17 protein-coding genes and 1 pseudogene are annotated in these 20,663 nt (G+C 58.2%); 12 read left to right on the forward strand and 6 right to left on the reverse strand.

Annotated features, from left to right (window positions below; all coding sequences use genetic code 11):
- Positions 1-167 precede the first annotated feature (167 nt).
- From EQV90_RS00205 to EQV90_RS00215, 3 genes are all read left to right on the forward strand, one after another.
- Complete coding sequence (locus EQV90_RS00205; RefSeq protein WP_003438269.1) at positions 168-800, forward strand: LysE family transporter; 633 nt, start codon at positions 168-170, stop codon at positions 798-800.
- Positions 801-866: 66 nt separating this feature from the next.
- On the forward strand, positions 867-2,765 hold the full coding sequence (locus tag EQV90_RS00210) for a cytochrome c/FTR1 family iron permease (RefSeq protein ID WP_240877610.1): 1,899 nt from the start codon (positions 867-869) through the stop codon (positions 2,763-2,765).
- A 73-nt stretch (positions 2,766-2,838) separates the two neighbouring features.
- The gene (locus tag EQV90_RS00215) at positions 2,839-3,291 is read left to right on the forward strand and encodes a YaiI/YqxD family protein (protein ID WP_003438273.1); all 453 of its coding nucleotides are present in this window, start codon (positions 2,839-2,841) and stop codon (positions 3,289-3,291) included.
- Here the strand turns inward: EQV90_RS00215 and elbB are convergent, their stop codons facing one another.
- Positions 3,292-3,957 carry an isoprenoid biosynthesis glyoxalase ElbB gene (gene elbB / locus EQV90_RS00220; RefSeq protein ID WP_003438276.1) on the reverse strand — a complete coding sequence of 222 codons (666 nt, stop codon included), beginning with the start codon at positions 3,955-3,957 and terminating at the stop codon, positions 3,292-3,294.
- Between the two features lie 109 nt (positions 3,958-4,066).
- Here elbB and EQV90_RS00225 point away from each other — a divergent pair, with 109 nt between their 5' ends.
- Positions 4,067-5,305 (forward strand): sterol desaturase family protein, encoded by a 1,239-nt coding sequence (locus EQV90_RS00225; RefSeq protein WP_003438282.1) that lies wholly within the window; start codon positions 4,067-4,069, stop codon positions 5,303-5,305.
- Here the strand turns inward: EQV90_RS00225 and EQV90_RS00230 are convergent.
- On the reverse strand, positions 5,283-5,903 hold the full coding sequence (locus tag EQV90_RS00230) for a DedA family protein (protein ID WP_003438283.1): 621 nt from the start codon (positions 5,901-5,903) through the stop codon (positions 5,283-5,285). The two genes, EQV90_RS00225 and EQV90_RS00230, sit on opposite strands and share 23 nt — an antisense overlap.
- Before the next feature lie 435 nt (positions 5,904-6,338).
- Between EQV90_RS00230 and ppk1 the strand changes: the two genes are divergently transcribed.
- Positions 6,339-8,573, forward strand: coding sequence for a polyphosphate kinase 1 (ppk1, locus tag EQV90_RS00235; protein WP_003438285.1), 2,235 nt, complete (start codon positions 6,339-6,341; stop codon positions 8,571-8,573).
- Positions 8,574-8,687: 114 nt separating this feature from the next.
- Here ppk1 and ppx read toward each other — a convergent pair whose 3' ends face one another.
- Positions 8,688-10,190: an exopolyphosphatase gene (gene ppx, locus EQV90_RS00240; protein ID WP_003438287.1), complete on the reverse strand. Its 1,503-nt coding sequence runs from the start codon at positions 10,188-10,190 to the stop codon at positions 8,688-8,690.
- Between the two features lie 227 nt (positions 10,191-10,417).
- Positions 10,418-10,498, reverse strand: a pseudogene (locus tag EQV90_RS00245) (amino acid ABC transporter ATP-binding protein); the annotation flags it as partial.
- A 163-nt stretch (positions 10,499-10,661) separates the two neighbouring features.
- Here EQV90_RS00245 and trxA point away from each other — a divergent pair.
- From trxA to EQV90_RS00270, 5 genes are all read left to right on the forward strand, one after another.
- Positions 10,662-10,991 (forward strand): thioredoxin TrxA, encoded by a 330-nt coding sequence (gene trxA, locus EQV90_RS00250; RefSeq protein WP_003438289.1) that lies wholly within the window; start codon positions 10,662-10,664, stop codon positions 10,989-10,991.
- 233 nt (positions 10,992-11,224) lie between these two features.
- Positions 11,225-12,484 carry a transcription termination factor Rho gene (gene rho / locus EQV90_RS00255; protein ID WP_003438291.1) on the forward strand — a complete coding sequence of 420 codons (1,260 nt, stop codon included), beginning with the start codon at positions 11,225-11,227 and terminating at the stop codon, positions 12,482-12,484.
- Between the two features lie 116 nt (positions 12,485-12,600).
- Entirely contained in the window at positions 12,601-14,610 is a 2,010-nt protein-coding gene (locus tag EQV90_RS00260; RefSeq protein WP_003438293.1) for an acyltransferase family protein, read from the forward strand.
- Between the two features lie 69 nt (positions 14,611-14,679).
- Positions 14,680-16,146 carry a 4-hydroxy-3-polyprenylbenzoate decarboxylase gene (ubiD, locus tag EQV90_RS00265; protein WP_003438295.1) on the forward strand — a complete coding sequence of 489 codons (1,467 nt, stop codon included), beginning with the start codon at positions 14,680-14,682 and terminating at the stop codon, positions 16,144-16,146.
- Entirely contained in the window at positions 16,146-17,114 is a 969-nt protein-coding gene (locus tag EQV90_RS00270) for a CDP-6-deoxy-delta-3,4-glucoseen reductase (protein WP_003438302.1), read from the forward strand. The genes ubiD and EQV90_RS00270 overlap by 1 nt, the downstream gene beginning before the upstream one ends.
- A gap of 52 nt (positions 17,115-17,166) precedes the next feature.
- Here EQV90_RS00270 and EQV90_RS00275 read toward each other — a convergent pair whose 3' ends face one another.
- A complete protein-coding gene (locus EQV90_RS00275) occupies positions 17,167-17,646 on the reverse strand; it encodes a hypothetical protein (RefSeq protein WP_029612773.1) in 480 nt (159 codons plus the stop codon).
- Positions 17,647-17,864: 218 nt separating this feature from the next.
- Between EQV90_RS00275 and EQV90_RS00280 the strand changes: the two genes are divergently transcribed.
- Entirely contained in the window at positions 17,865-18,509 is a 645-nt protein-coding gene (locus tag EQV90_RS00280) for a gamma-glutamylcyclotransferase (protein WP_003438305.1), read from the forward strand.
- Here EQV90_RS00280 and glpT read toward each other — a convergent pair.
- Positions 18,506-19,855, reverse strand: coding sequence for a glycerol-3-phosphate transporter (glpT, locus tag EQV90_RS00285; RefSeq protein ID WP_003438307.1), 1,350 nt, complete (start codon positions 19,853-19,855; stop codon positions 18,506-18,508). The two genes, EQV90_RS00280 and glpT, sit on opposite strands and share 4 nt — an antisense overlap.
- A 362-nt stretch (positions 19,856-20,217) precedes the next feature.
- On the opposite strand from glpT, the gene EQV90_RS00290 reads away from it, so the two are divergent.
- A complete protein-coding gene (locus tag EQV90_RS00290) occupies positions 20,218-20,622 on the forward strand; it encodes a flagellar basal body-associated protein FliL (RefSeq protein WP_010656876.1) in 405 nt (134 codons plus the stop codon).
- The last annotated feature ends 41 nt before the right edge of the window (positions 20,623-20,663 follow it).

The raw sequence follows: 20,663 nt of genomic DNA on the forward strand, positions 1-20,663 counted from the left end.
GCTGGCTTGCCAGCGATAGCACCCTGCAGCAGCCCGGTCAGACCGTGTCGTGAGCATCGCCGGCAAGCCGGCTCCCACAGGTAGCGGCCAACTACAAAAATCAGTGGTCAATTTTCAGCCAGCGCATTAGCTTAAGGACTTGTTACAGCATTTGTCCGAGGTGTGGGATGTCGTTGGAAACGTGGTTGGCCTTTTTCGCTGCTTGCTGGGTCATCAGCCTGTCGCCCGGTGCGGGTGCTATTGCTTCGATGTCGTGTGGCCTGCAATACGGTTTCTGGCGCGGTTACTGGAACGCCCTGGGCCTGCAACTGGGTCTGGCATTGCAGATTGCGATTATTGCCGCCGGTGTTGGCGCAGTGCTCGCCGCCTCGTCCACCGCTTTCTATGCGATCAAATGGTTTGGCGTGGCTTACCTGGTTTACCTCGCGGTCAAACAATGGCGTGCATTGCCGGCGGACCTCAGCGATAACGCTGCCGTGCGCCCCATTGGCAAGCCGCTGGCGCTGATCTTCAGAGGATTTCTGGTGAACGTCAGCAACCCCAAGGCGCTGGTATTCATGCTTGCGGTCCTGCCGCAGTTCGTCGACCCGAGTGCACCGCTGGTGAGCCAGTACCTGACCCTGGGTGTGACCATGATTTGTGTCGACCTTATCGTCATGGCCGGCTACACCGGTCTGGCTTCGAAAGTCCTGCGCTTGCTGCGCACGCCTACGCAACAGCGGCGCATGAACCGCACTTTTGCCGGTTTGTTCGTCGGTGCGGCAGGCTTTCTGGCGACGCTGCACCGCGCCACCAGCTAAAGATCTTGAGTCACGGTCATTGGAAGTGAACAATGTGTTACTTCTCATTTCCATCCGGATTTATTAATGACCGCCCGCTCGCGTTTTTTAGCCTGGCTGATAGTGCCAGTGTTCGCGTTGTGCAGCCTTGCTGTGTCTGCCAACTCCCCGGAAGGCGCCTCACAAGCGCTGCATCTGATCGACTACATCGGTGCGGACTACCCGCCTACAGTTGAAGATGGCAAGGTCATCGATGACACCGAGTACCGCGAACAGCTGGAGTTTTTGACGGTTCTCAAGGGTCTGGTCGCAGACTTGCCGCACCGCCCTGAGCGTGCGGAACTGGTGCAGGGCGTCAGTGCCTTGCAGTCAGCCATTGAGCAGCGTACCGATGGTGCGAGCGTGGCCCGCGAGGCGCGCCAGTTGGGCGCCAGACTGGCACTGGCCTACGAGGTCAGCCAGGCCCCTGTCATCACCCCGGATCCGACCCGCGGTGCACCATTGTTTGCCCAGCATTGTTCGGTGTGCCATGGCCCGACCGGGGCTGGCGATGGCCCGGCAGGCGTCGGCATGACGCCACCACCGGCCAACCTGCGCGATGCACAACGCCTTGATCGTCTGAGCCTCTATGGGATTTTCAACACCCTGGGCCTGGGCATTGAAGGCACCGATATGCCGTCGTTTGCCGATCAGCTGGATGAGCGTCAGCGTTGGGACCTGGCGACCTATATCGCGGGGTTGAGTGTCAATCCGGCGGCTGCCAAAGCGGACAAGACGTACAACCTGGCAGACCTTGCCCGTCTCACACCTAACGAGGTGCTGGTTGCTGAGGGGCCTGAAGCGACCGCCACTTTCCGTGCTCAGCGCGCCGTGCCACCACAGGTCAAGCGCGGCCCGGCGCAGTTGCTCGATTACACCGCGCAAACCCTCGACAAAAGCCTGGCGGCCTATCGTGCCGGTGATCGCGAACAAGCCTACGACTTGTCGGTAGCGGCTTACCTGGAAGGTTTTGAGCTGGTCGAAAGTTCGCTGGATAACGTCGACAGCAACGTGCGTAAAAGTACCGAAAAAGCCCTGATGGCTTATCGGCAATCGTTGCAGGACGGCTTGCCCACCGAACAGGTGGAGCAGCGTCTGGACGCGGCCAAAGCCTTGCTTAAGCAGTCCGCCGGGCTATTGGGCAGCGATGGCTTGAGCTGGTCCCTGAGCTTTATCTCGGGCTTGCTGATTCTGCTGCGCGAAGGCCTGGAAGCGATTCTGGTGCTGGCGGCGATCCTCGCCTTCCTGCGTAACACCGGCCAGCAATCGGCGGTGCGCAGCGTCAATGCGGGCTGGGCCCTGGCTCTGGTTGCAGGCCTTGCGACCTGGGCGTTGGCGGCCTATGTGATTGATGTCAGTGGCGCCCAGCGCGAACTGCTGGAAGGCTGCACGGCCTTGTTTGCCAGCGTCATGGTGCTGTGGCTGGGGGTGTGGATGCACGACCGCCGCCATGCGGCAGCGTGGCAGGACTACATCAAGAGCAGCCTGGTCGGTGGTGGTGGGCGTTTCGGCTTTGCGATCCTGGCGTTCTTCTCGGTTTACCGGGAGTTGTTCGAAGTGATCCTGTTCTACGAGACCCTGTGGCTCCAAGCCGGTCCGGCAGGCCACAACGCGGTATTGGCGGGCGGTGCCACGGCGTTGGTGCTGTTGATGGGGTTGGCGTGGATTATCCTGCGCGGCTCGGCCAAATTGCCGCTGGCCCTGTTCTTCGGCATCAATGCCGCATTGCTGTGCGCACTGTCGGTGGTGTTCGCCGGTCACGGCGTCAAAGCACTGCAAGAAGCCGGGATTTTTGGCACGCGGCCAGTGGCATTCTTCGAGTTTGACTGGCTGGGCATTCATGCCGATGCTTACTCGCTGGGCGCGCAGGCGGTGGCAATCGTGGCGATTATTGTGCTCTACGGCCGCAGCAAGCCGGGTGGCAAGCGCCCCGTGCACACCGCGTAATTGCCCCCATATCTTGTAGACGCGAGCTTTCAACAGCTCGCGCCTGCAAGTCATTTGATAAAGGAGTTTCCCCATGCGTGTCTGGATTGACGCAGATGCTTGCCCCAAGGCCGCGAAGGATCAAGTGATCAAATTCGCGCTCAAACGTCAGTTTGAGGTGGTGCTGGTGGCGGGGCAAAGCCAGGTCAAGCCGACGTACGCGCTGGTCAAACTGATTGTGGTGCCCAGCGGCCCGGATGCGGCGGATGATTATCTGGTGGAGCACGCGGTGCCCGGTGAGTTGGTGATTTGCAGCGATGTGCCCTTGGCCGACCGGCTGGTGAAGAAGGGCGTGGCCGCGCTAGACCCGCGGGGCAAGGAGTTTGACCCGCAAAACATGGGCGAGCGGCTGGCGGTGCGTAATCTGTTTACTGATCTGCGCGAGCAAGGCCAGATGGGCGGCGGGCAGGGCGCCTATGGCGAACGCGAAAAACAGGCGTTCGCCAATTCACTGGACCGGATCCTGACCCGGCTGGCGCGGGGCTGATCAGGCCTCGTGGGTCAGCTCCAGTACCCGGTCGACCATTTTATTGATGCCTGAAGCTGCTTCGCTGATCGATTGGGCGAGCATATAGGCCGGGGTGCTGACCAGTTTGCGGGCTTTGTCCTCAACAATGTCAGTCACTTCGCACTCTTTGTGGGTTGCACCCATTTTGCCCACGGCTGCTGCTGTTTCAGGGTCCTTGCCGATGGTGCAGGTCACGCCAGGGCCGTAGATCTTGGCGGCTATGGCCGGAGAGATACACATCAGCCCCACTGGCTTGCAGGCCTGGGCAAAGGCTTCGGCCAGGGCCAGCACGTCAGGTTGCACGGTGCATTCGGCGCCCCTGGCGGCAAAGTCAGAAAGATTTTTTGCCGCGCCAAACCCGCCCGGAACGATCAGCGCATCAAAGTCATCGACATTGGCTTCACGAATATCCTTGATTTCACCGCGCGCGATCCGCGCCGACTCCACCAGCACGTTGCGCGACTCGGGCATCTCGTTGCCGGTCAGGTGGTTGATCACATGATGCTGGGCGATGTCGGGTGCGAAACACTGCACTTTGGCGCCGCGCTGGTCCAGGCGCAGCAGGGTGATGACGCTTTCGTGGATCTCGGCACCGTCGTAGACGCCGCAGCCAGAGAGAATCACGGCAACTTTTTTGTGGGTCATGTTGGGTCTCCTTGTTCGTGGCGTTAATGTCGCCTGATTTGGCGTTTGACGCCATAGGGGGTTGTCCCGGGAACGCCTACGCTTGGTTGATCTTGGGGTGAGGTGTGCAATGAAGCTGATTCTGTATGCAGTGCCGTTCTTCTTTGTGCTGATCGCGGTGGAGTTGCTGGTCGACCGCTGGCGTGCAATGCCTACCTATCGCCTTGCAGACACGATCAACAGCCTGAGCACCGGGGTGCTGTCGACCACCACCGGGTTGCTGACCAAGGGTGTAGGACTGGTTACTTACGGCGTCGCCCTGAAATATCTGGCAATTACCGAACTGCCTGAAGACAGCCTGTGGGTCTGGCTGTTTGCCTTTGTATTCTACGACTTCTGTTACTACTGGCATCACCGTCTGGGGCATGAGCGCAACGTGCTGTGGGCCGCGCACTCGGTGCATCACCAGAGTGAGGACTACAACCTGTCCACGGCCCTGCGCCAGACCAGTACCGGCTTTATATTTGGCTGGATTTTCTACCTGCCAATGGCCGTTTTGGGGGTGCCGTTGTTGGTGTTCGTTACGGTGGCGACCCTCAATCTGCTCTATCAATTCTGGGTCCACACGCGGCATATCCCCAAGTTGGGCTGGTTCGAGTGGTTCTTTGTATCGCCGTCCAATCACCGGGCTCACCATGCGCAAAATGCTCTCTACATGGATCGCAATTACGGCGGGGTGTTCATTTTTTGGGATCGCCTGTTTGGTACCTTTCAGGAAGAGGACGACGCCGAGCCAGTGATTTTCGGGGTCACGACACCGCTCAAGAGCTGGAATCCGCTGTGGGCCAACTGGCAGTTCTATGGTCAGTTGCTGGCGGATGCGCGGCGCACCCAACGCTGGCGGGACAAGTTGCGTATCTGGTTTATGCCCACCGGTTGGCGGCCTGCGGATGTCGCCGCGAGGTACCCGCTGCACAAGTCGGACCTGAGCCAGTTCGAGAAATTCGAAGTGGCATTGCCGCCTCGCCAGCAGCTGTATATCGCGCTGCAATTTGTGGTCTATGTGGCGCTCGGCAGTTATCTGCTGAATCTGGGCGAGACTTTGCCGCCGCCGGCGTTGATTTTGGGGTGGGGATATATGGGGCTGGGTTTGTTTGTGCTGGGGGCCGGGCTGGAGAACCGGCCCTGGGCACTGAAGCTTGAATGGCTGCGCCTGGCGCTGAACCTGCCACTGCTGTGGCTCGCCCCGTGGGCGGGACTATGGCCGGCCAGCGCACTGGGCTGGGCCGGCCTGTTCAGCTACAGCCTGTTAAGCGTGGCCGGTCTCTATATGTGCAGAAACCGGGTTACTCAGCTGGCGGGTTGTTAGCTTCTTCAGCGGCCCGGATTTTTTCTTCGAGAGCAGCCTTTTTGGTCAGACGGGCATTTTTGAAGCGCCGACGCGCCCACAAGCCCAGGCCCAGTACCAGCAAGGCGCCCAGCACCCATAGCTCATACTTCTTGACGCTGCCCAGCAGGCCCTCAAGCACGGCACCGAAGTGGTAGGCGGCGGTTGCCAGGGCAATGGCCCAAATGGCTGCACCAATACCGTTGAGCAGCAAGTAGCGGCCCGGCGGGTAGCCCGACAGACCAATGGCTACAGGCATGACGGTACGCAGGCCGTAGACGAAGCGGAAACTCAAGACCCAGATATCCGGGTGCTTGCGAATGTGCTCCAGTGCCTTGTCGCCCATGAGTTGCCAGCGCGGTTTTCGCGCCAGTAATTTGCGGCCGTGCTTGCGCCCCAGGAAGTACCACAGCTGGTCGCCGGCATAACTGCCGAGGAATGCCACGATCATCACCAGCTTGAGGTCCATGTATCCGCGGAACGCCAGGAAGCCTGCGAGAACCAGAATGGTCTCACCTTCAAAGAACGTCCCAAGGAACAGGGCGAAGTAGCCAAACTCTTGAAGAAATTGTTGGAGCATTGTCTGGATGCTGGCGAAATGAACGCGCAGCCTACGCCTTAAGGGACATTCAGGAAAGTATCGAAATGTGTCTTGGCGTTAACAATTCCTACAAATGGTGTGTATTTGACTTACATCATTGGTGTTGTCATCTAGTGTTCATGGCGGGTGGATATAACCATCGCGCGTAGCTGTTTTGAGTGCTCAACCTGTGGCGGCTGGCAGGCCCACGATTCTGCAACGCCGGGCAGTCACGGTCGCTGGCAGGCCGGCTCACTGAAGATCGCGGCCATAGCTCAGAACAATTTCGACAAATCACCCTCTAACTCGGCTCCAGCCCGCATAAAGCGACTTCGAGCGGTTTAAACCCACTGGCGTTGGTGGCATTCTGGCAGCTCGATTGCACGCGCCGCTTAACTGTTACGAGAGTCAAACCCGCTCTTACAGGAACACTCAATGAATACCGAAGGACAGACAGAACTCGTTGCTACAGAGGCCGAGCCGGTTGTTGAACCGGTCGCTCAGACCCCGCCCGTGCCGCAAGGTCACGTCGCTGTCGTGCCTGAGGCGCCTGCGGCGCACCCGACGATTGCCATTCCGGGTCTGGATGACAGCAGTCTGTATATCCACCGCGAGCTGTCGCAGTTGCAGTTCAACATTCGCGTGCTGGAACAGGCGCTGGATGAGTCCTATCCGTTGTTGGAGCGATTGAAGTTCCTGCTGATCTTCTCCAGCAACCTGGATGAGTTTTTCGAGATTCGTGTCGCGGGCTTGAAGAAGCAAATTACCTTCGCCCGTGAGCAGGCGGGTGCTGACGGCCTGCAGCCGCATCAGGCGCTGGCGCGGATCAGTGAGCTGGTACATGGCCATGTCGACCGCCAGTACGCGATCCTCAACGATATCCTGTTGCCTGAGCTTGAAAAGCATCAGGTGCGCTTCATTCGCCGCCGCCACTGGAACACCAAGATCAAAGCCTGGGTGCGCAAGTTTTTCCGCGACGAGATTGCGCCCATCATCACCCCGATCGGCCTTGATCCGACGCATCCGTTCCCGTTGCTGGTCAACAAGAGCCTGAACTTTATCGTCGAGCTGGAAGGCATCGACGCCTTCGGCCGTGATTCGGGTCTGGCAATTATCCCGGCCCCGCGCCTGTTGCCGCGGGTGATCAAGTTGCCTGAAGACGTCGGCGGTACAGGGGACAACTACGTGTTCCTGTCCTCGATGATTCATGCCCACGCCGATGACCTGTTCCAGGGCATGAAGGTCAAGGGCTGCTACCAGTTCCGCCTGACCCGCAACGCTGACCTGTCGGTGGACACTGAAGATGTAGAAGACCTGGCCCGCGCCCTGCGTGGCGAGTTGTTCTCGCGTCGCTATGGCGATGCGGTGCGTCTGGAAGTGGCCGACACTTGCCCCAAACATCTGTCCGATTACCTGCTCAAGCAGTTCAACCTGCATGAGACCGAGCTGTATACGGTCAATGGCCCGGTAAACCTCACGCGCCTGTTCAGCATCACCGGTCTGGACAGCCATCCCGAGCTGCAATACACGCCATTCACTCCGGCGATTCCGAAGCTGTTGCAGAACAGCGAGAACATTTTCAGCGTCGTCAGCAAGCAGGATATTTTGCTGCTGCACCCGTTTGAGTCGTTCACCCCGGTGGTTGATTTGTTGCGTCAGGCCGCCAAAGACCCGCATGTACTGGCTGTGCGCCAGACCCTGTATCGCAGCGGTGCCAACTCTGAAATCGTTGATGCGCTGGTGGATGCCGCGCGCAACGGCAAAGAAGTGACTGCCGTTGTGGAGCTGCGTGCGCGATTTGACGAAGAGTCCAACCTGCAGCTGGCCAGCCGCCTGCAAGCTGCCGGTGCCGTGGTGATCTATGGCGTGGTCGGTTTCAAGACCCACGCCAAAATGATGCTGATTCTGCGCCGTGAGGCGGGGGAAATCGTGCGTTATGCGCACCTGGGTACCGGTAACTACCACGCGGGCAACGCCAAGCTCTACACCGACTACAGCTTGCTGACATCGGATGACGCGCTCTGCGAAGACGTCGGCAAGCTGTTCAGCCAGTTGATCGGCATGGGCAAGACCCTGCGCATGAAAAAGCTCTTGCATGCACCCTTCACCCTGAAGAAGGGCATGCTCGACATGATTGCCCGTGAGACCCAGTTCGCGTCGGAGGGCAAACCTGCGCATATCATCGCCAAGTTCAACTCCCTGACCGACCCGAAAATCATTCGGGCGCTGTACAAGGCCAGCCAGGCCGGGGTGCGGATCGATTTGGTAGTGCGCGGGATGTGTTGCCTGCGGCCGGGTATTCCGGGGGTCTCGCACAACATTCATGTGCGCTCGATCATTGGTCGCTTCCTGGAGCACACGCGGGTGTTCTACTTCCTCAATGGCGGCGAAGAGCAGATGTTCCTGTCGAGCGCTGACTGGATGGAGCGCAACCTGGATAAGCGGGTCGAAACCTGCTTCCCGGTGGAGGGCAAAAAGCTGATTCTGCGGGTCAAGAAGGAGCTGGAATGCTATCTGACGGACAACACCCACAGCTGGAGCCTGCAATCGGACGGTCGTTACATTCGTAACACGCCCACCGGGAATCAAAACCCGCGCAGTGCCCAGGCAACCCTGCTGGAGCGTCTGAGCCTGCCGGTGTTGACGGTGAGCACCGGCCCGTCGGTGTAAGCCCCGGCCCTGCAGCAGCCTGCCAGCCTGGCGATGAATACGCCGCGGTTATTCTTTAGCACCGCGTTGATACAATCGCCAGGCAAGCTGGTTTCTGCAGAAGTGTTTGCTTGATCAGGACACTGTCAGAACAATCCCGACCCGGGTCAGCCATTGGGCTTCTTGCTCAAAGTCGGCCTGGGTCAAGGGGTTTTGCTCCAGCCAGCCTTCGGGGAAGATCACCTCGAGATGGTCGCCCTCGGCGCGCAACTTCACCTGCGACGCTTCCTGATTGCCACGGATGTGGTAGAACAAAATCGCAAAGCGCAGCAACACGCACAGGCGAATCAGCTTGATGCCTTCGGCGCCGAACTCGGCGAACTTGTCCTTGGGAATATTACGGCGATGGCCGCGTACCAGCAGCGCGAGCATTTGCTGGTCTTCACGGGAAAACCCCGCGAGGTCGGAGTGCTCGATCAGATAGGCGCCGTGTTTGTGGTAGTGGTAGTGGGCGATATCCAGCCCGACTTCATGCACCTTGGCCGCCCAACTCAACAGTTCACGCCAGATCCCGTCCTTGAGCTCCCATGACTTGGCCACTTGATCGAAGGCACGCAGCGCTTTGCGCTCGACCCTTGCGGCTTGTTCGCGATCTACGTGGTAGCGGTCCATCAGCGAGCTGAGGGTGCGCTCACGCACGTCTTCATGGTGATGACGGCCCAGCAGGTCATACAGCACGCCCTCACGTAGCGCGCCGTCGCAATGGTCCATGCGCTGCAGTTCGAGTGAGTCAAAGATGGCCTCAAGAATCGCCAGGCCCGCCGGGAAAATGGTACGACGGTCAGGCTTGATGCCTTCAAAGTCGATTTTGTCCGCTTCGCCCAGTTTGAACAGTTTGCGCTTGAGCCAGGCCAGCCCTTCGGCGTTGACTTCACCGTTGCCGTGTCCGCCAGCCTTGAGGGCCAGGCCGATGGCGCGAATGGTGCCGGAGGAGCCGATAGCCTCGTCCCAGGTCAGGCGGTGCAGCGCGTGCTCAATGCTCATGATTTCGAGGCGGGCAGCGGTATAGGCCTGGGCGTAACGGGCCGGAGTGATTTTGCCGTCGCGGAAATAGCGCTGGGTGTAACTCACGCAGCCCATTTGCAGGCTTTCGCGCAGCAGCGGTTCAAAGCGCTGGCCGATAATGAATTCGGTACTGCCGCCGCCGATGTCAGCGACCAGGCGTTTGCCCGGAGTATCGGCGAGGGTGTGCGATACGCCCAAATAGATGAGGCGCGCTTCTTCTCGGCCAGAAATGACCTCGACGGTGTGCCCCAGGATCTCTTCTGCGCGCACGATAAATTCGTTGCGGTTGCGGGCTTCTCGCAGGGCGTTGGTGCCCACGATTCTCACGGCGCCCAACGGCATGCCGTTGATCAGTTGCGCAAAGCGCTTCAGGCAATCAAGCCCGCGCTGCATGGATTCTTCGTTGAGTTTGCGTTCTTCGTCGATGCCGGCAGCTAATTGAACCTTCTCACCAAGTCGCTCCAGGATACGGATTTCTCCGTTCTGGGCCTTGGCCACCACCATGTGAAAGCTGTTAGAACCCAGATCAATAGCGGCGATCAGGGATGGATTCTTGCTTTGGGATTGGGGCATGGTTGAAGGGTCTCGGTCGATAACTTCGCCATCGTGCCACGATCAAACGCTCGCGCCAACGCGTAGTATCAGATGCATTGATGTGGCGCACGTAAGCAATGACGTTAGCTGCTCCCGGCGGGTTCGTATTTTGCTGTGCGATTCTTCTTTTTGTAGAAGCGTGCTGTTAATCCCTTTGCACGGCTCGCGAGCAAGCTCGTTCCTGCAGCGGGTTGGTGCCGATGACATTCGCCAGCTCCGTGGGCTTTACCCTGATGCATAAACCCCCGTTTGTCCCCGACTTCCCGGGCGAAGCGCATTTCATGGGTCGCCGCCATCGGGCCCGTCCCGTCGATGGCGCCGGGGCAAAGGTACGGGCGATACCTTTGCTCAAGCAGCTCTATAGTAAGAGTCAATCAAGGGTCAGCTTCCTGAACGCGGTGATGACAGCTATGATGTGCTACGTTTTTGCTTACAACCACGGAGACTTCCATGAGCAGCGATCTTATTAAACACGTCACCGACGCTAGCTTTGAGGCCGATGTTCTCAAGGCTGAAGGCGCTGTACTGGTCGACTACTGGGCTGAATGGTGTGGCCCTTGCAAAATGATCGCGCCAGTTCTGGACGAGATCGCCGAGACTTACAAAGGCAAGTTGACTATTGCCAAACTGAACATCGATGAGAACCAGGAAACCCCGGCCAAGCACGGCGTACGTGGTATTCCAACGCTGATGTTGTTCAAGAACGGCAACGTCGAAGCCACCAAGGTTGGTGCATTGTCGAAGTCGCAGCTGGCAGCATTCCTCGACGCCAACATTTAAGCGTCGATAAAAGCCCCGCAAAATGCGGGGCTTTTTCATGGCTCAGGGACTAGACGCTATGAAACTCAAGTGGTACATTCGGCCCCGCACTGGTTTCTCCACTGCCCCCTGCAAGCCGTCGCCGACGCACTCCTTATCGAATTAGTACGCGATCCTGTCGCCTTCTCTGCGGCGCGGCCTCATTAAGCCAAAAGCTTAATTTCCCCCTCCATAAATGATTACGTCATTCCTATATGAACCTGACTGAACTCAAGCAAAAGCCGATTACCGAACTGCTCGAATTGGCCGAACAGATGGGCATAGAAAATATGGCCCGTTCGCGCAAGCAGGACGTGATTTTCTCCCTGCTCAAAAAGCACGCGAAAAGCGGCGAGGAAATCTCCGGTGATGGCGTGCTGGAGATTCTCCAGGACGGCTTCGGCTTCCTCCGTTCCGCTGACGCTTCTTACCTGGCCGGCCCAGACGATATTTATGTCTCGCCAAGCCAGATTCGACGCTTCAACTTGCGCACCGGCGACACCATCGTCGGTAAAATCCGTCCGCCAAAAGAAGGCGAGCGGTACTTCGCCCTGCTGAAAGTCGACACGATCAACTACGATCGTCCAGAGAACGCGAAAAACAAGATTCTCTTCGAGAACTTGACCCCGCTGTTCCCGACCGTACGCATGAAGATGGAAATCGGTAACGGTTCCACCGAAGATCTGACCGGTCGTGTGATCGACCTGTGCGCCCCGATCGGTAAAGGTCAGCGTGGTCTGATCGTTGCTCCGCCAAAAGCGGGCAAGACCATCATGCTGCAGAACATCGCGTCCAACATCTCGCGTAACAACCCTGAAGTGCACTTGATCGTTCTGTTGATCGACGAGCGTCCGGAAGAAGTTACCGAAATGCAGCGTACCGTTCGTGGCGAAGTGGTTGCTTCCACGTTCGACGAGCCACCAACCCGCCACGTGCAGGTTGCTGAAATGGTGATCGAGAAGGCCAAGCGCCTGGTCGAACACAAAAAAGACGTGGTGATCCTGCTCGACTCCATTACCCGTCTGGCTCGTGCCTACAACACCGTTATCCCTAGCTCCGGCAAGGTACTGACCGGTGGTGTCGATGCTCACGCCCTTGAGAAGCCAAAGCGTTTCTTCGGTGCTGCGCGAAACATCGAAGAAGGCGGCTCGCTGACCATCATCGCTACCGCGCTGGTTGAAACCGGCTCGAAGATGGATGAAGTGATCTACGAAGAGTTCAAAGGCACCGGCAACATGGAACTGCCTCTGGACCGCAAGATCGCTGAAAAGCGCGTCTTCCCGGCGATCAACATCAACCGTTCCGGCACTCGCCGCGAAGAGTTGCTGACTGCCGATGACGAGTTGCAACGCATGTGGATCCTGCGCAAGCTGTTGCACCCGATGGACGAAGTTGCAGCCATCGAGTTCCTGATCGACAAGTTGAAGCAGACCAAGACCAACGATGAGTTCTTCTTGTCGATGAAGCGTAAGTAATACGTTTTCGGGTCTTAAAAAATGGCGTCCCTAGGGGCGCCATTTTTTTGCATTTAAAAGGAAGCTTTTGGGCTGGTACCGGTCAATAAAAACAATATTTCTGGATTTGGACATTGATGAGCTCTCTTGTATATCGCCGGGACATCGATGGCTTGCGCGCCATTGCCGTCATTGCTGTCGTCTTGTTTCACTTCGGGGTGCCGGGGCTGACCGGCGGGTTCGTCGGGGTCGACGTATTCTTCGTGATCTCGGGGTATCTGATCACCTCGATCATCTGGCGCCAGCGCGAGGCCGGGCGCTTCAGTTTCGTCGAGTTCTGGACCCGGCGTGCGCGGCGTATCCTGCCCGCACTGTTCGCCATGATTGCAGTCGTGCTCGCGGTGGGCTGGTTCTTGATGGCACCCAAGGACTACGAGCAACTGGGCCAGTCAGTTCGATACCAGGTGATGTTCGCCTCCAACCTGTTGTTCATGCGCCAGGATGGCTATTTCGATGTGGCCAGCGATTTAAAACCGCTGCTTCATACCTGGTCGCTGGCGGTTGAAGAACAGTTTTATATTGTTTTCCCGCTGCTGCTGACCCTGTTGGCCAGTCGCTTCAGGCATTGGCGTCTGGCCTTGTTTGGTGTGTTGCTGATCTCGTTCGGATTAAGCGTGTGGGCTGTTGCGCAACACCCTGAAAAGGCCTTTTTCCTGTTACCGATGCGGGCCTGGGAGCTGTTGGCTGGCGCGATGCTGGCGGTCGCACCGGTCAGTAAGACGCGCCTTACAGCCGCCGCCGCGCAATGCATAAGCTTGCTCGGGCTCGGACTGATCCTTATCGCGGTTTTCGCTTACGACAAAAACACCCCGTTCCCTGGAGCAGCAGCACTGTTGCCGGTGCTGGGTGTGGTTGCCCTGATTTGGGCCAATGAGCATCACAGCACCTGGGTAGGGCGTATTTTGAGTTCCCGCCTGCTGGTAGGGCTCGGCCTGATCTCGTATTCCTGGTACCTGTGGCATTGGCCGGTGTTTGTTTTCGCCAGCTATGCCGACGTGGATGAGCCAGGTCCTGTCCTCACCGGTGCGTTGATCGCACTGACACTGGTACTTGGATATTTGTCCTGGCGCTACATCGAAACCCCGTTTCGTGAGCGTCGATTGTTGGCAGGGCGGCGTCAGATTTTGCTCGCTGCGGGTCTGGGTATCCTGGTACTGGGGCTGGCCGGGCAAACGCTGCGCTGGACTGACGGTTTGCCGTCCCGCTTGTCCGAGCATGCGTTGCAGTACGCCAATGCCAGCCACTGGCGTCCTGAGTTGATGGCCTGTATCACCGACGACAAGAGCCCTGCCGATACGCCTTTTTGCCGCTACGGCAATAGCGCTTCCGGGTTCGAGCCCGCGCAGTTGCTGGTTTGGGGGGACAGTCATGCCACGGCATTGATTCCGGCGCTGGACGCCAACGCCCGGCAGCACGGGGTTAACGTGATGCTGGCCAGTTCGGCGGGCTGTTTGCCCCTTGAGGGGCTGGAACATGGCGAGCGCTGTGCCAATTACAACCGTCGCGTGGAGCAGGCCCTGAAGACGGAACCGTTCACGGATGTATTGTTGGTGGCCCGCTGGGGCCTGTACCTGTATGGCGACGCCAAGGGCGATCACGGCCATGCACTGAAGGGTGCCGATGGCCGTTATGACCCAGCCGTTGCCGAGCAGAGGCTTGCTGACGGCGTGCGGGCCAGGGTGGAGCAGTTGCGCAAGGCCGGCTATCGGGTCTGGCTCATGAAAGATGTACCGCTGCAGCCGTTCAATCCGCCGTACCGACTAAGCCGCCTGGCCATGCTGCATAAACCGACAGCCGACGTTGGATTTCCATTGGCCGACCACCTCAAGCAAAAAGCATTCATTAACCGCTTGTTCGCGCAAATTGCAGCAGCTGACGCCGGTGTCATGGTGCTGGATCCGACCCCGGCGCTTTGCGACGCCTCGGGTCTGTGTCGTGCGCAGCGCGATGGTCATTCGTTGTACACCGACGACAATCATCTGTCAGAGGCGGGTGCCCGGTTAATGCTGCCAGTGTTGGCGCCGGTGTTCGAAGAGGCGGCAGCTCAAGAGTTGACCGGCGTGAGTGAGGTGAATACGGCCCGCTGAGCAGCGATAAGCTGCCAGCTCACGCCATAGCAGGTAGGATGTACGCCTATTTTGAGGGTGCCAACGTCAATGAAATTCAAGGATCTTCGGGATTTCGTGCAGCAGTTAGAGCAGCGCGGAGAGTTGAAACGCATCCAGATTCCCGTGTCTCCTGTGCTGGAGATGACAGAAATCTGCGACCGCACGCTGCGGGCCAAGGGCCCGGCGCTGCTATTCGAAAACCCGACAGGACATACGATCCCGGTACTCGGCAACCTGTTTGGCACGCCTGAGCGCGTGGCCATGGGCATGGGGGCCGAGTCGGTCAGCGAGTTGCGTGAAATTGGCAAGCTGCTGGCCTTCCTCAAAGAGCCTGAGCCGCCTAAAGGTCTGAAAGACGCGTGGTCCAAGCTCCCTATCTTTCGCAAGATCATTGCCATGGCCCCGAAAGTCGTCAAGGACGCGGTGTGTCAGGAAGTGGTCATTGAAGGTGACGATGTCGACCTTGCCATGCTGCCGGTTCAGCATTGCTGGCCGGGCGACGTGGCGCCGCTGATTACCTGGGGCCTGACCGTGACCAAGGGTCCGAACAAGGACCGTCAAAATCTGGGTATTTATCGCCAGCAGGTCATTGGCCGCAACAAAGTCATCATGCGCTGGCTGAGCCATCGTGGCGGCGCGCTGGACTATCGTGACTGGTGCGAGAAACACCCGGGTCAGCCGTTCCCGGTAGCGGTGGCCCTGGGTGCAGACCCGGCGACCATCCTCGGTGCCGTAACACCGGTGCCTGACAGCCTGTCCGAGTACGCCTTTGCAGGCTTGCTGCGGGGCAATCGCACCGAGCTGGTGAAGTGCCGTGGCAATGATCTGCAAGTGCCTGCCACTGCCGAAATCATCCTTGAAGGCGTGATCCACCCTGGCGAGATGGCCCCCGAAGGTCCTTACGGCGACCACACCGGCTACTACAACGAAGTCGACAGCTTCCCGGTGTTCACCGTTGAACGCATCACCCATCGGATCAAACCGATCTACCACAGCACTTACACTGGCCGGCCACCGGATGAGCCAGCGATTTTAGGTGTGGCGCTCAATGAAGTGTTCGTGCCGATTCTGCAAAAGCAGTTCCCGGAAATCACCGATTTCTATCTGCCGCCAGAGGGTTGTTCGTACCGCATGGCCATTGTGACCATGAAGAAACAATATCCGGGCCACGCCAAGCGCGTCATGCTGGGTGTGTGGTCGTTCTTGCGCCAGTTCATGTACACCAAGTTCGTTATCGTGACAGACGACGATATCAATGCCCGGGACTGGAATGACGTGATCTGGGCCATTACCACGCGCATGGATCCCAAGCGTGACACGGTGATGATCGACAACACTCCAATCGATTACCTCGATTTCGCTTCGCCGGTTTCCGGTCTGGGTTCGAAAATGGGGCTGGATGCAACCAACAAATGGCCGGGTGAGACCACCCGTGAATGGGGTCGGGTCATCGTCAAGGATGAGGCGGTCACACGCCGGATCGATGACATCTGGAATCAATTAGGAATAGATTGATGCGTGTAACCTTGCAGCCTTCAGGCGCGGTGCTGGAAACTTTGCCTGGAGAGCGGATTCTGAATGCGGCGCAACGCCTGGGCTATGAATGCCCGCAAAGTTGCCGCAATGGTAATTGTCATGTCTGTGCGGCCTTGCTGGTTGAAGGCCAGGTGGAGCAGGCGGGAGAAGTCCGCGATCACGGCGAATTTTATACCTGCCTGGCAGCGCCGCTTGAAGACTGCGTGGTGTTGTGGGACGGGGTGCTTGCGTTGGGAGAGTTACCGGTGCGTAGCCTGGCGTGTCAGTTGATTGAATGTGTCGATATGGGCGGCGATGTCTGGCGCGTACGTTTGCGTGCGCCGGCGGGCAAACCGCCGCGTTATCACGCAGGACAGTACGTGATGCTGGAGCGGGAAAATGGCGAGAAGTCGGCTTTTTCCCTGGCCAGTGCCCCGCACTCCGGGCGTGATCTTGAGCTGCACGTACTGGTGCGCGAAGACAGCGCCCGCAGCCTGATCGAGCAGTTGCAGCGCAACAGGATGGTCCGCCTTGAGCTGCCGTTTGGCGACACGCACCTGTCCGAGTTGCCGGACGGCCCGCTGGTCCTGATCGCAGCCGGTACCGGCATGGCGCAAATGCACAGCCTGATCGAGCATTGCCGTGAGAAGGGCTTCCAGCACCCGGTGCACTTGTATTGGGGGGTGCGTCGCCCTGAAGACTTCTACACCCTGGAGGAATGGGACGCCTGGCAGAAGATTCCCAACCTGTTCCTGCACAAGGTCGTCAGTGATCTGTGTGGCTGGGAGGGCCGCTGTGGTCTGTTGCATGAAGCCGTGTGTGAAGACATCAGCGATCTGAAGGCGGTGCATGTCTATGCCAGCGGTTCCCCGGCGATGATCTATGGAACCCTCGATGCACTGGTCAATGCCGGGATGGACCCGCACCAGATGCGCGCGGATGTATTTGCCTACTGCCCGCGCCCTTGAAATCTGTGCAGGAGCGAGCTTCCAACAGCTCGCTCCTGCAGGTTTTCAAGCCTTAGATCCGCAGTCCGGCGGTGATCATGGCGGCATTGAAACCGAGCAACACCAGCTCGGCCGCCACGGGCCCGTAATAGGCCCCGACCGAGGGGATAATCACCGGCGCAACTCCGAAGCGATTGAGCGGGATCTTGTCCTGATACTCGCCGTGATAGCCTTCCAGCAAGCCACCGGTCAGCTTCAAATAGACCGGGTAGTTTTCACTGTCAAAGCGTTTGCCGGCATAGGCGTAATAAGAGCGCTGGCTAAATGAATTGCGAAAAGTTGCTCCGCCCGCAAGCCAGCCTGAAGCGTCGTTATATTCCAGGCCGATCAGATCCTGATTGTTATTGTGCTCGGGGTCTGGCGAAAAGTGTCTGGTATAGACACTGGTCTGCACGTACCAGAAGTCTTTGTCTTTTTGCTGCGTGTCATCCTGGGCCAGCGCAAAGCTGGCATGAGCCAACATAAACAGGCAACAGATTCCTGACTTTCTCATAGGGTGGCCTCTGTCATTATATTGGGGCGCAACACTATAGAGATCTGTGGTGCCAGTTACCTGAACCTGCGCCTTACACAAGTGTAATAAGCCAGGCCGGTTTTTCTAGGTTGCCACAGGTCCGGACCTGCAAGTCATTTGCTTTTTAGTGCTATACCATTCAGGTCGTTACTTTCGTTTACATCATGTAATGCGAGCAGGATCCAAAAGCCTTAGTTATGACTGTAATTGAATCTGTGTGTTTAAACCCGGATTACCCTCCGCGACTCGATCTTGGGGCGCCGTTGACCCCAGAACAACTTCAGCAATCCTTGCAAGCCACCATGGCCTGTCATCAAGGCGGCCCCGTCTGGTTATTCGCCTATGGCTCACTGATCTGGCGCCCCGAGTGTTCGGCGGTCGAGCGCAAGCGCGGGCGGGTGCATGGCTATCATCGCGGGCTGTATCTGTGGTCCCACGAACATCGTGGCACGCCGCAATGGCCGGGGCTGGTGTTTGGTCTGGACCGGGGCGGTTCGTGCAGCGGTTTTGCCTATCGGCTGCCTGAAGACAACCTCGATGCCTCGCTCTATGCCCTGTGGCTGCGTGAAATGCCGGTGCCGTCTTATCGGCCGCACTGGCTCACCTGCCGGCTGGAGGATGGCAGTCAGGTGCAGGCATTGGGGTTTGTGCTGGAGCGACATCTACCCAGCTATGCGGGCAACCTGTCGGACGGTGTACTCAGCCAGGTACTGGCCAACGCCAACGGGCGTTACGGCACTACTCGCGATTATGTCGAGCAGACCGTAAGCGCCCTGCGTAGCCACGCCATGCCAGATCTGAATCTGGAGGCGCGGCTCAAGCGTTGCATGTCGTTGTCTTAAGCGTCGGTTGCCCGCTCGGCACTGGCGACATTCTTGTGGCGCAGGGTCGGGATCATGAACGCAATCGCCAACAGGCATGCGCTGATCAGCAGTACAAAGCCGCCATCCCAGCCGAAGTGGTCAACCAGATAGCCCATGGCCGCACTGGCTGCCACCGAACCGCCCAGGTAGCCGAACAGCCCGGTAAAGCCTGCGGCAGTACCGGCTGCTTTCTTCGGCGCCAGTTCCAGGGCCTGCAAGCCGATCAGCATCACCGGGCCGTAAATCAGGAAGCCGATGGAGAACAGCGCGATCATGTCAATGCTCGGGTTACCCGGCGGGTTGAGCCAGTAAACCAGCGTGGCGACGGTCACCAGGGACATGAACACAATGCCGGTCAGGCCGCGATTGCCGCGGAAGATCTTGTCTGACATCCAGCCGCACAGCAGCGTGCCCGGAATACCTGCCCACTCATAGAAGAAGTACGCCCACGAAGTGGTGTCCACGGTGAAGTGTTTGGCTTCCTTGAGGTAAGTCGGAGCCCAGTCCAGGACGCCGTAGCGCAGCAAATAAACGAATACGTTAGCCAGGGCGATGTACCACAGCATTTTGTTACGCAGCACGTATTTGACGAAAATCTCTTTGGCGCTGAATTCGTCTTCGTGGCTGGAGTCGTAACCGGCCGGGTAATCATTCTTGTATTGCTCGATCGGTGGCAAGCCCACGGACTGCGGGGTGTCGCGCATGGTGATAAACGCAAACAGCGCGACCAGCAGGGCAACGGTAGCCGGTACATAGAATGCCGCGTGCCAGTCGTTGAACCAGGCCATACCCAGCAAAAACAGCGGCCCGATCAAGCCTCCGCCAACGTTGTGCGCCACATTCCAGACTGACACTACACCGCCGCGTTCTTTCTGCGACCACCAGTGAACCATGGTCCGACCGCTTGGCGGCCAGCCCATGCCCTGGGCCCAGCCGTTGATAAACAGCAAAATGAACATCATGGTGACGCTGGAGGTGGCCCAGGGTGCGAAACCGAAAATGAACATCACGCCTGCTGAAATCAGCAGGCCGAAGGGCAGGAAGAAGCGCGGGTTGGAACGGTCGGACACCAGCCCCATGAGGAACTTGGACAAACCATAAGCGATGGCAATCGCGGACATGGCCAGACCCAGTTGACCCCGGGTGTAACCCTCGTCAATCAGGTACGGCATGGCCAGCGAGAAGTTTTTGCGCAGCAGGTAATAACCCGCGTAGCCAAAGAAAATACCCGCGAAAATCTGCCAGCGCAGACGTCGATAAGTACTGTCGATTTTTTCTTCAGGCAGGGGCGCCTGGTGTGCGGCAGGTCGAAAGAAAGCAAACATTCAAGAGCTCCAAATTTCTTGTTATATCAGCGAGCGCGAACGTTACATTTTCGTTACTGAAAATGACAGGCCTTACTTTCTGCTGTTATAGGAAAAATCCCACAGAGCACTTTCATTTGTGAACCTGTTGCCTGGGGGTGAAACCTTCCACAGCCCGCTTGGCAGACGCAACGGGTCAAACTGTCCACAGGCCTGGAGAAACGGGCTGTGGATAAAAAATTAAAGGGCAGGTCTGTCCGTTTATTCGGATCTGTCTCACGCCAGGATCGGAGCCCTACGGCTTTGCGCTAACTGGCCGATAACCAGAAATAGATGTGCAAGCAGCCCCGGCTGCTTCTTCAACCCGTACCGAGGAGCGAATTGTGAAAGCGTGGATTGTATTGATGCTGGCCCTGTCCTGGCCGATGGTGGCGCTTGCAGAAGAAGCCGAAGAGGGCGCTGCCAAGGTCAGCTATGTCACCCTGAACCCGCCGTTCGTGGGTAACTACGGGCTCGATGGCAGTTCCAGGCTCAAGGTGTACAAGGCGGACATTTCGTTGCGCGTGTCCGGAGCCGAGGCGGCCAAGGCGGTGAAAGCCAATGATCCGTTGATTCGTAATCAGTTGGTGGGTTTGTTTACCCAGCAGACCAGCGCAAGCCTGGGCAGTGTTGAAGCCAAGGAGAAGCTGCGCCAGGAGGCCTTGAAACAGATTCAGCAGGTGATGCTCGAAGAGACCGGCAAGCCGATGGTCGAGGATTTGCTGTTTAACAATTTAATCGTTCAGTAAGTGTCCGGGCCTGGCGTCTGCAGGCATGTGTTCAGTCCCAT

Source organism: Pseudomonas sp. TMW22089, from assembly GCF_022496645.1.
Lineage (GTDB): Bacteria > Pseudomonadota > Gammaproteobacteria > Pseudomonadales > Pseudomonadaceae > Aquipseudomonas > Aquipseudomonas paraversuta.

Coding starts and splice junctions, on each gene's coding strand:
- EQV90_RS00205 (WP_003438269.1), top strand. CDS start 168: ATGTCGTTGGAAACGTGGTTGGCCTTTTTCGCTGCTTGCTGGGTCATC.
- EQV90_RS00210 (WP_240877610.1), top strand. CDS start 867: ATGACCGCCCGCTCGCGTTTTTTAGCCTGGCTGATAGTGCCAGTGTTC.
- EQV90_RS00215 (WP_003438273.1), top strand. CDS start 2,839: ATGCGTGTCTGGATTGACGCAGATGCTTGCCCCAAGGCCGCGAAGGAT.
- elbB (WP_003438276.1), bottom strand. CDS start 3,957: ATGACCCACAAAAAAGTTGCCGTGATTCTCTCTGGCTGCGGCGTCTAC.
- EQV90_RS00225 (WP_003438282.1), top strand. CDS start 4,067: ATGAAGCTGATTCTGTATGCAGTGCCGTTCTTCTTTGTGCTGATCGCG.
- EQV90_RS00230 (WP_003438283.1), bottom strand. CDS start 5,903: ATGCTCCAACAATTTCTTCAAGAGTTTGGCTACTTCGCCCTGTTCCTT.
- ppk1 (WP_003438285.1), top strand. CDS start 6,339: ATGAATACCGAAGGACAGACAGAACTCGTTGCTACAGAGGCCGAGCCG.
- ppx (WP_003438287.1), bottom strand. CDS start 10,190: ATGCCCCAATCCCAAAGCAAGAATCCATCCCTGATCGCCGCTATTGAT.
- trxA (WP_003438289.1), top strand. CDS start 10,662: ATGAGCAGCGATCTTATTAAACACGTCACCGACGCTAGCTTTGAGGCC.
- rho (WP_003438291.1), top strand. CDS start 11,225: ATGAACCTGACTGAACTCAAGCAAAAGCCGATTACCGAACTGCTCGAA.
- EQV90_RS00260 (WP_003438293.1), top strand. CDS start 12,601: ATGAGCTCTCTTGTATATCGCCGGGACATCGATGGCTTGCGCGCCATT.
- ubiD (WP_003438295.1), top strand. CDS start 14,680: ATGAAATTCAAGGATCTTCGGGATTTCGTGCAGCAGTTAGAGCAGCGC.
- EQV90_RS00270 (WP_003438302.1), top strand. CDS start 16,146: ATGCGTGTAACCTTGCAGCCTTCAGGCGCGGTGCTGGAAACTTTGCCT.
- EQV90_RS00275 (WP_029612773.1), bottom strand. CDS start 17,646: ATGAGAAAGTCAGGAATCTGTTGCCTGTTTATGTTGGCTCATGCCAGC.
- EQV90_RS00280 (WP_003438305.1), top strand. CDS start 17,865: ATGACTGTAATTGAATCTGTGTGTTTAAACCCGGATTACCCTCCGCGA.
- glpT (WP_003438307.1), bottom strand. CDS start 19,855: ATGTTTGCTTTCTTTCGACCTGCCGCACACCAGGCGCCCCTGCCTGAA.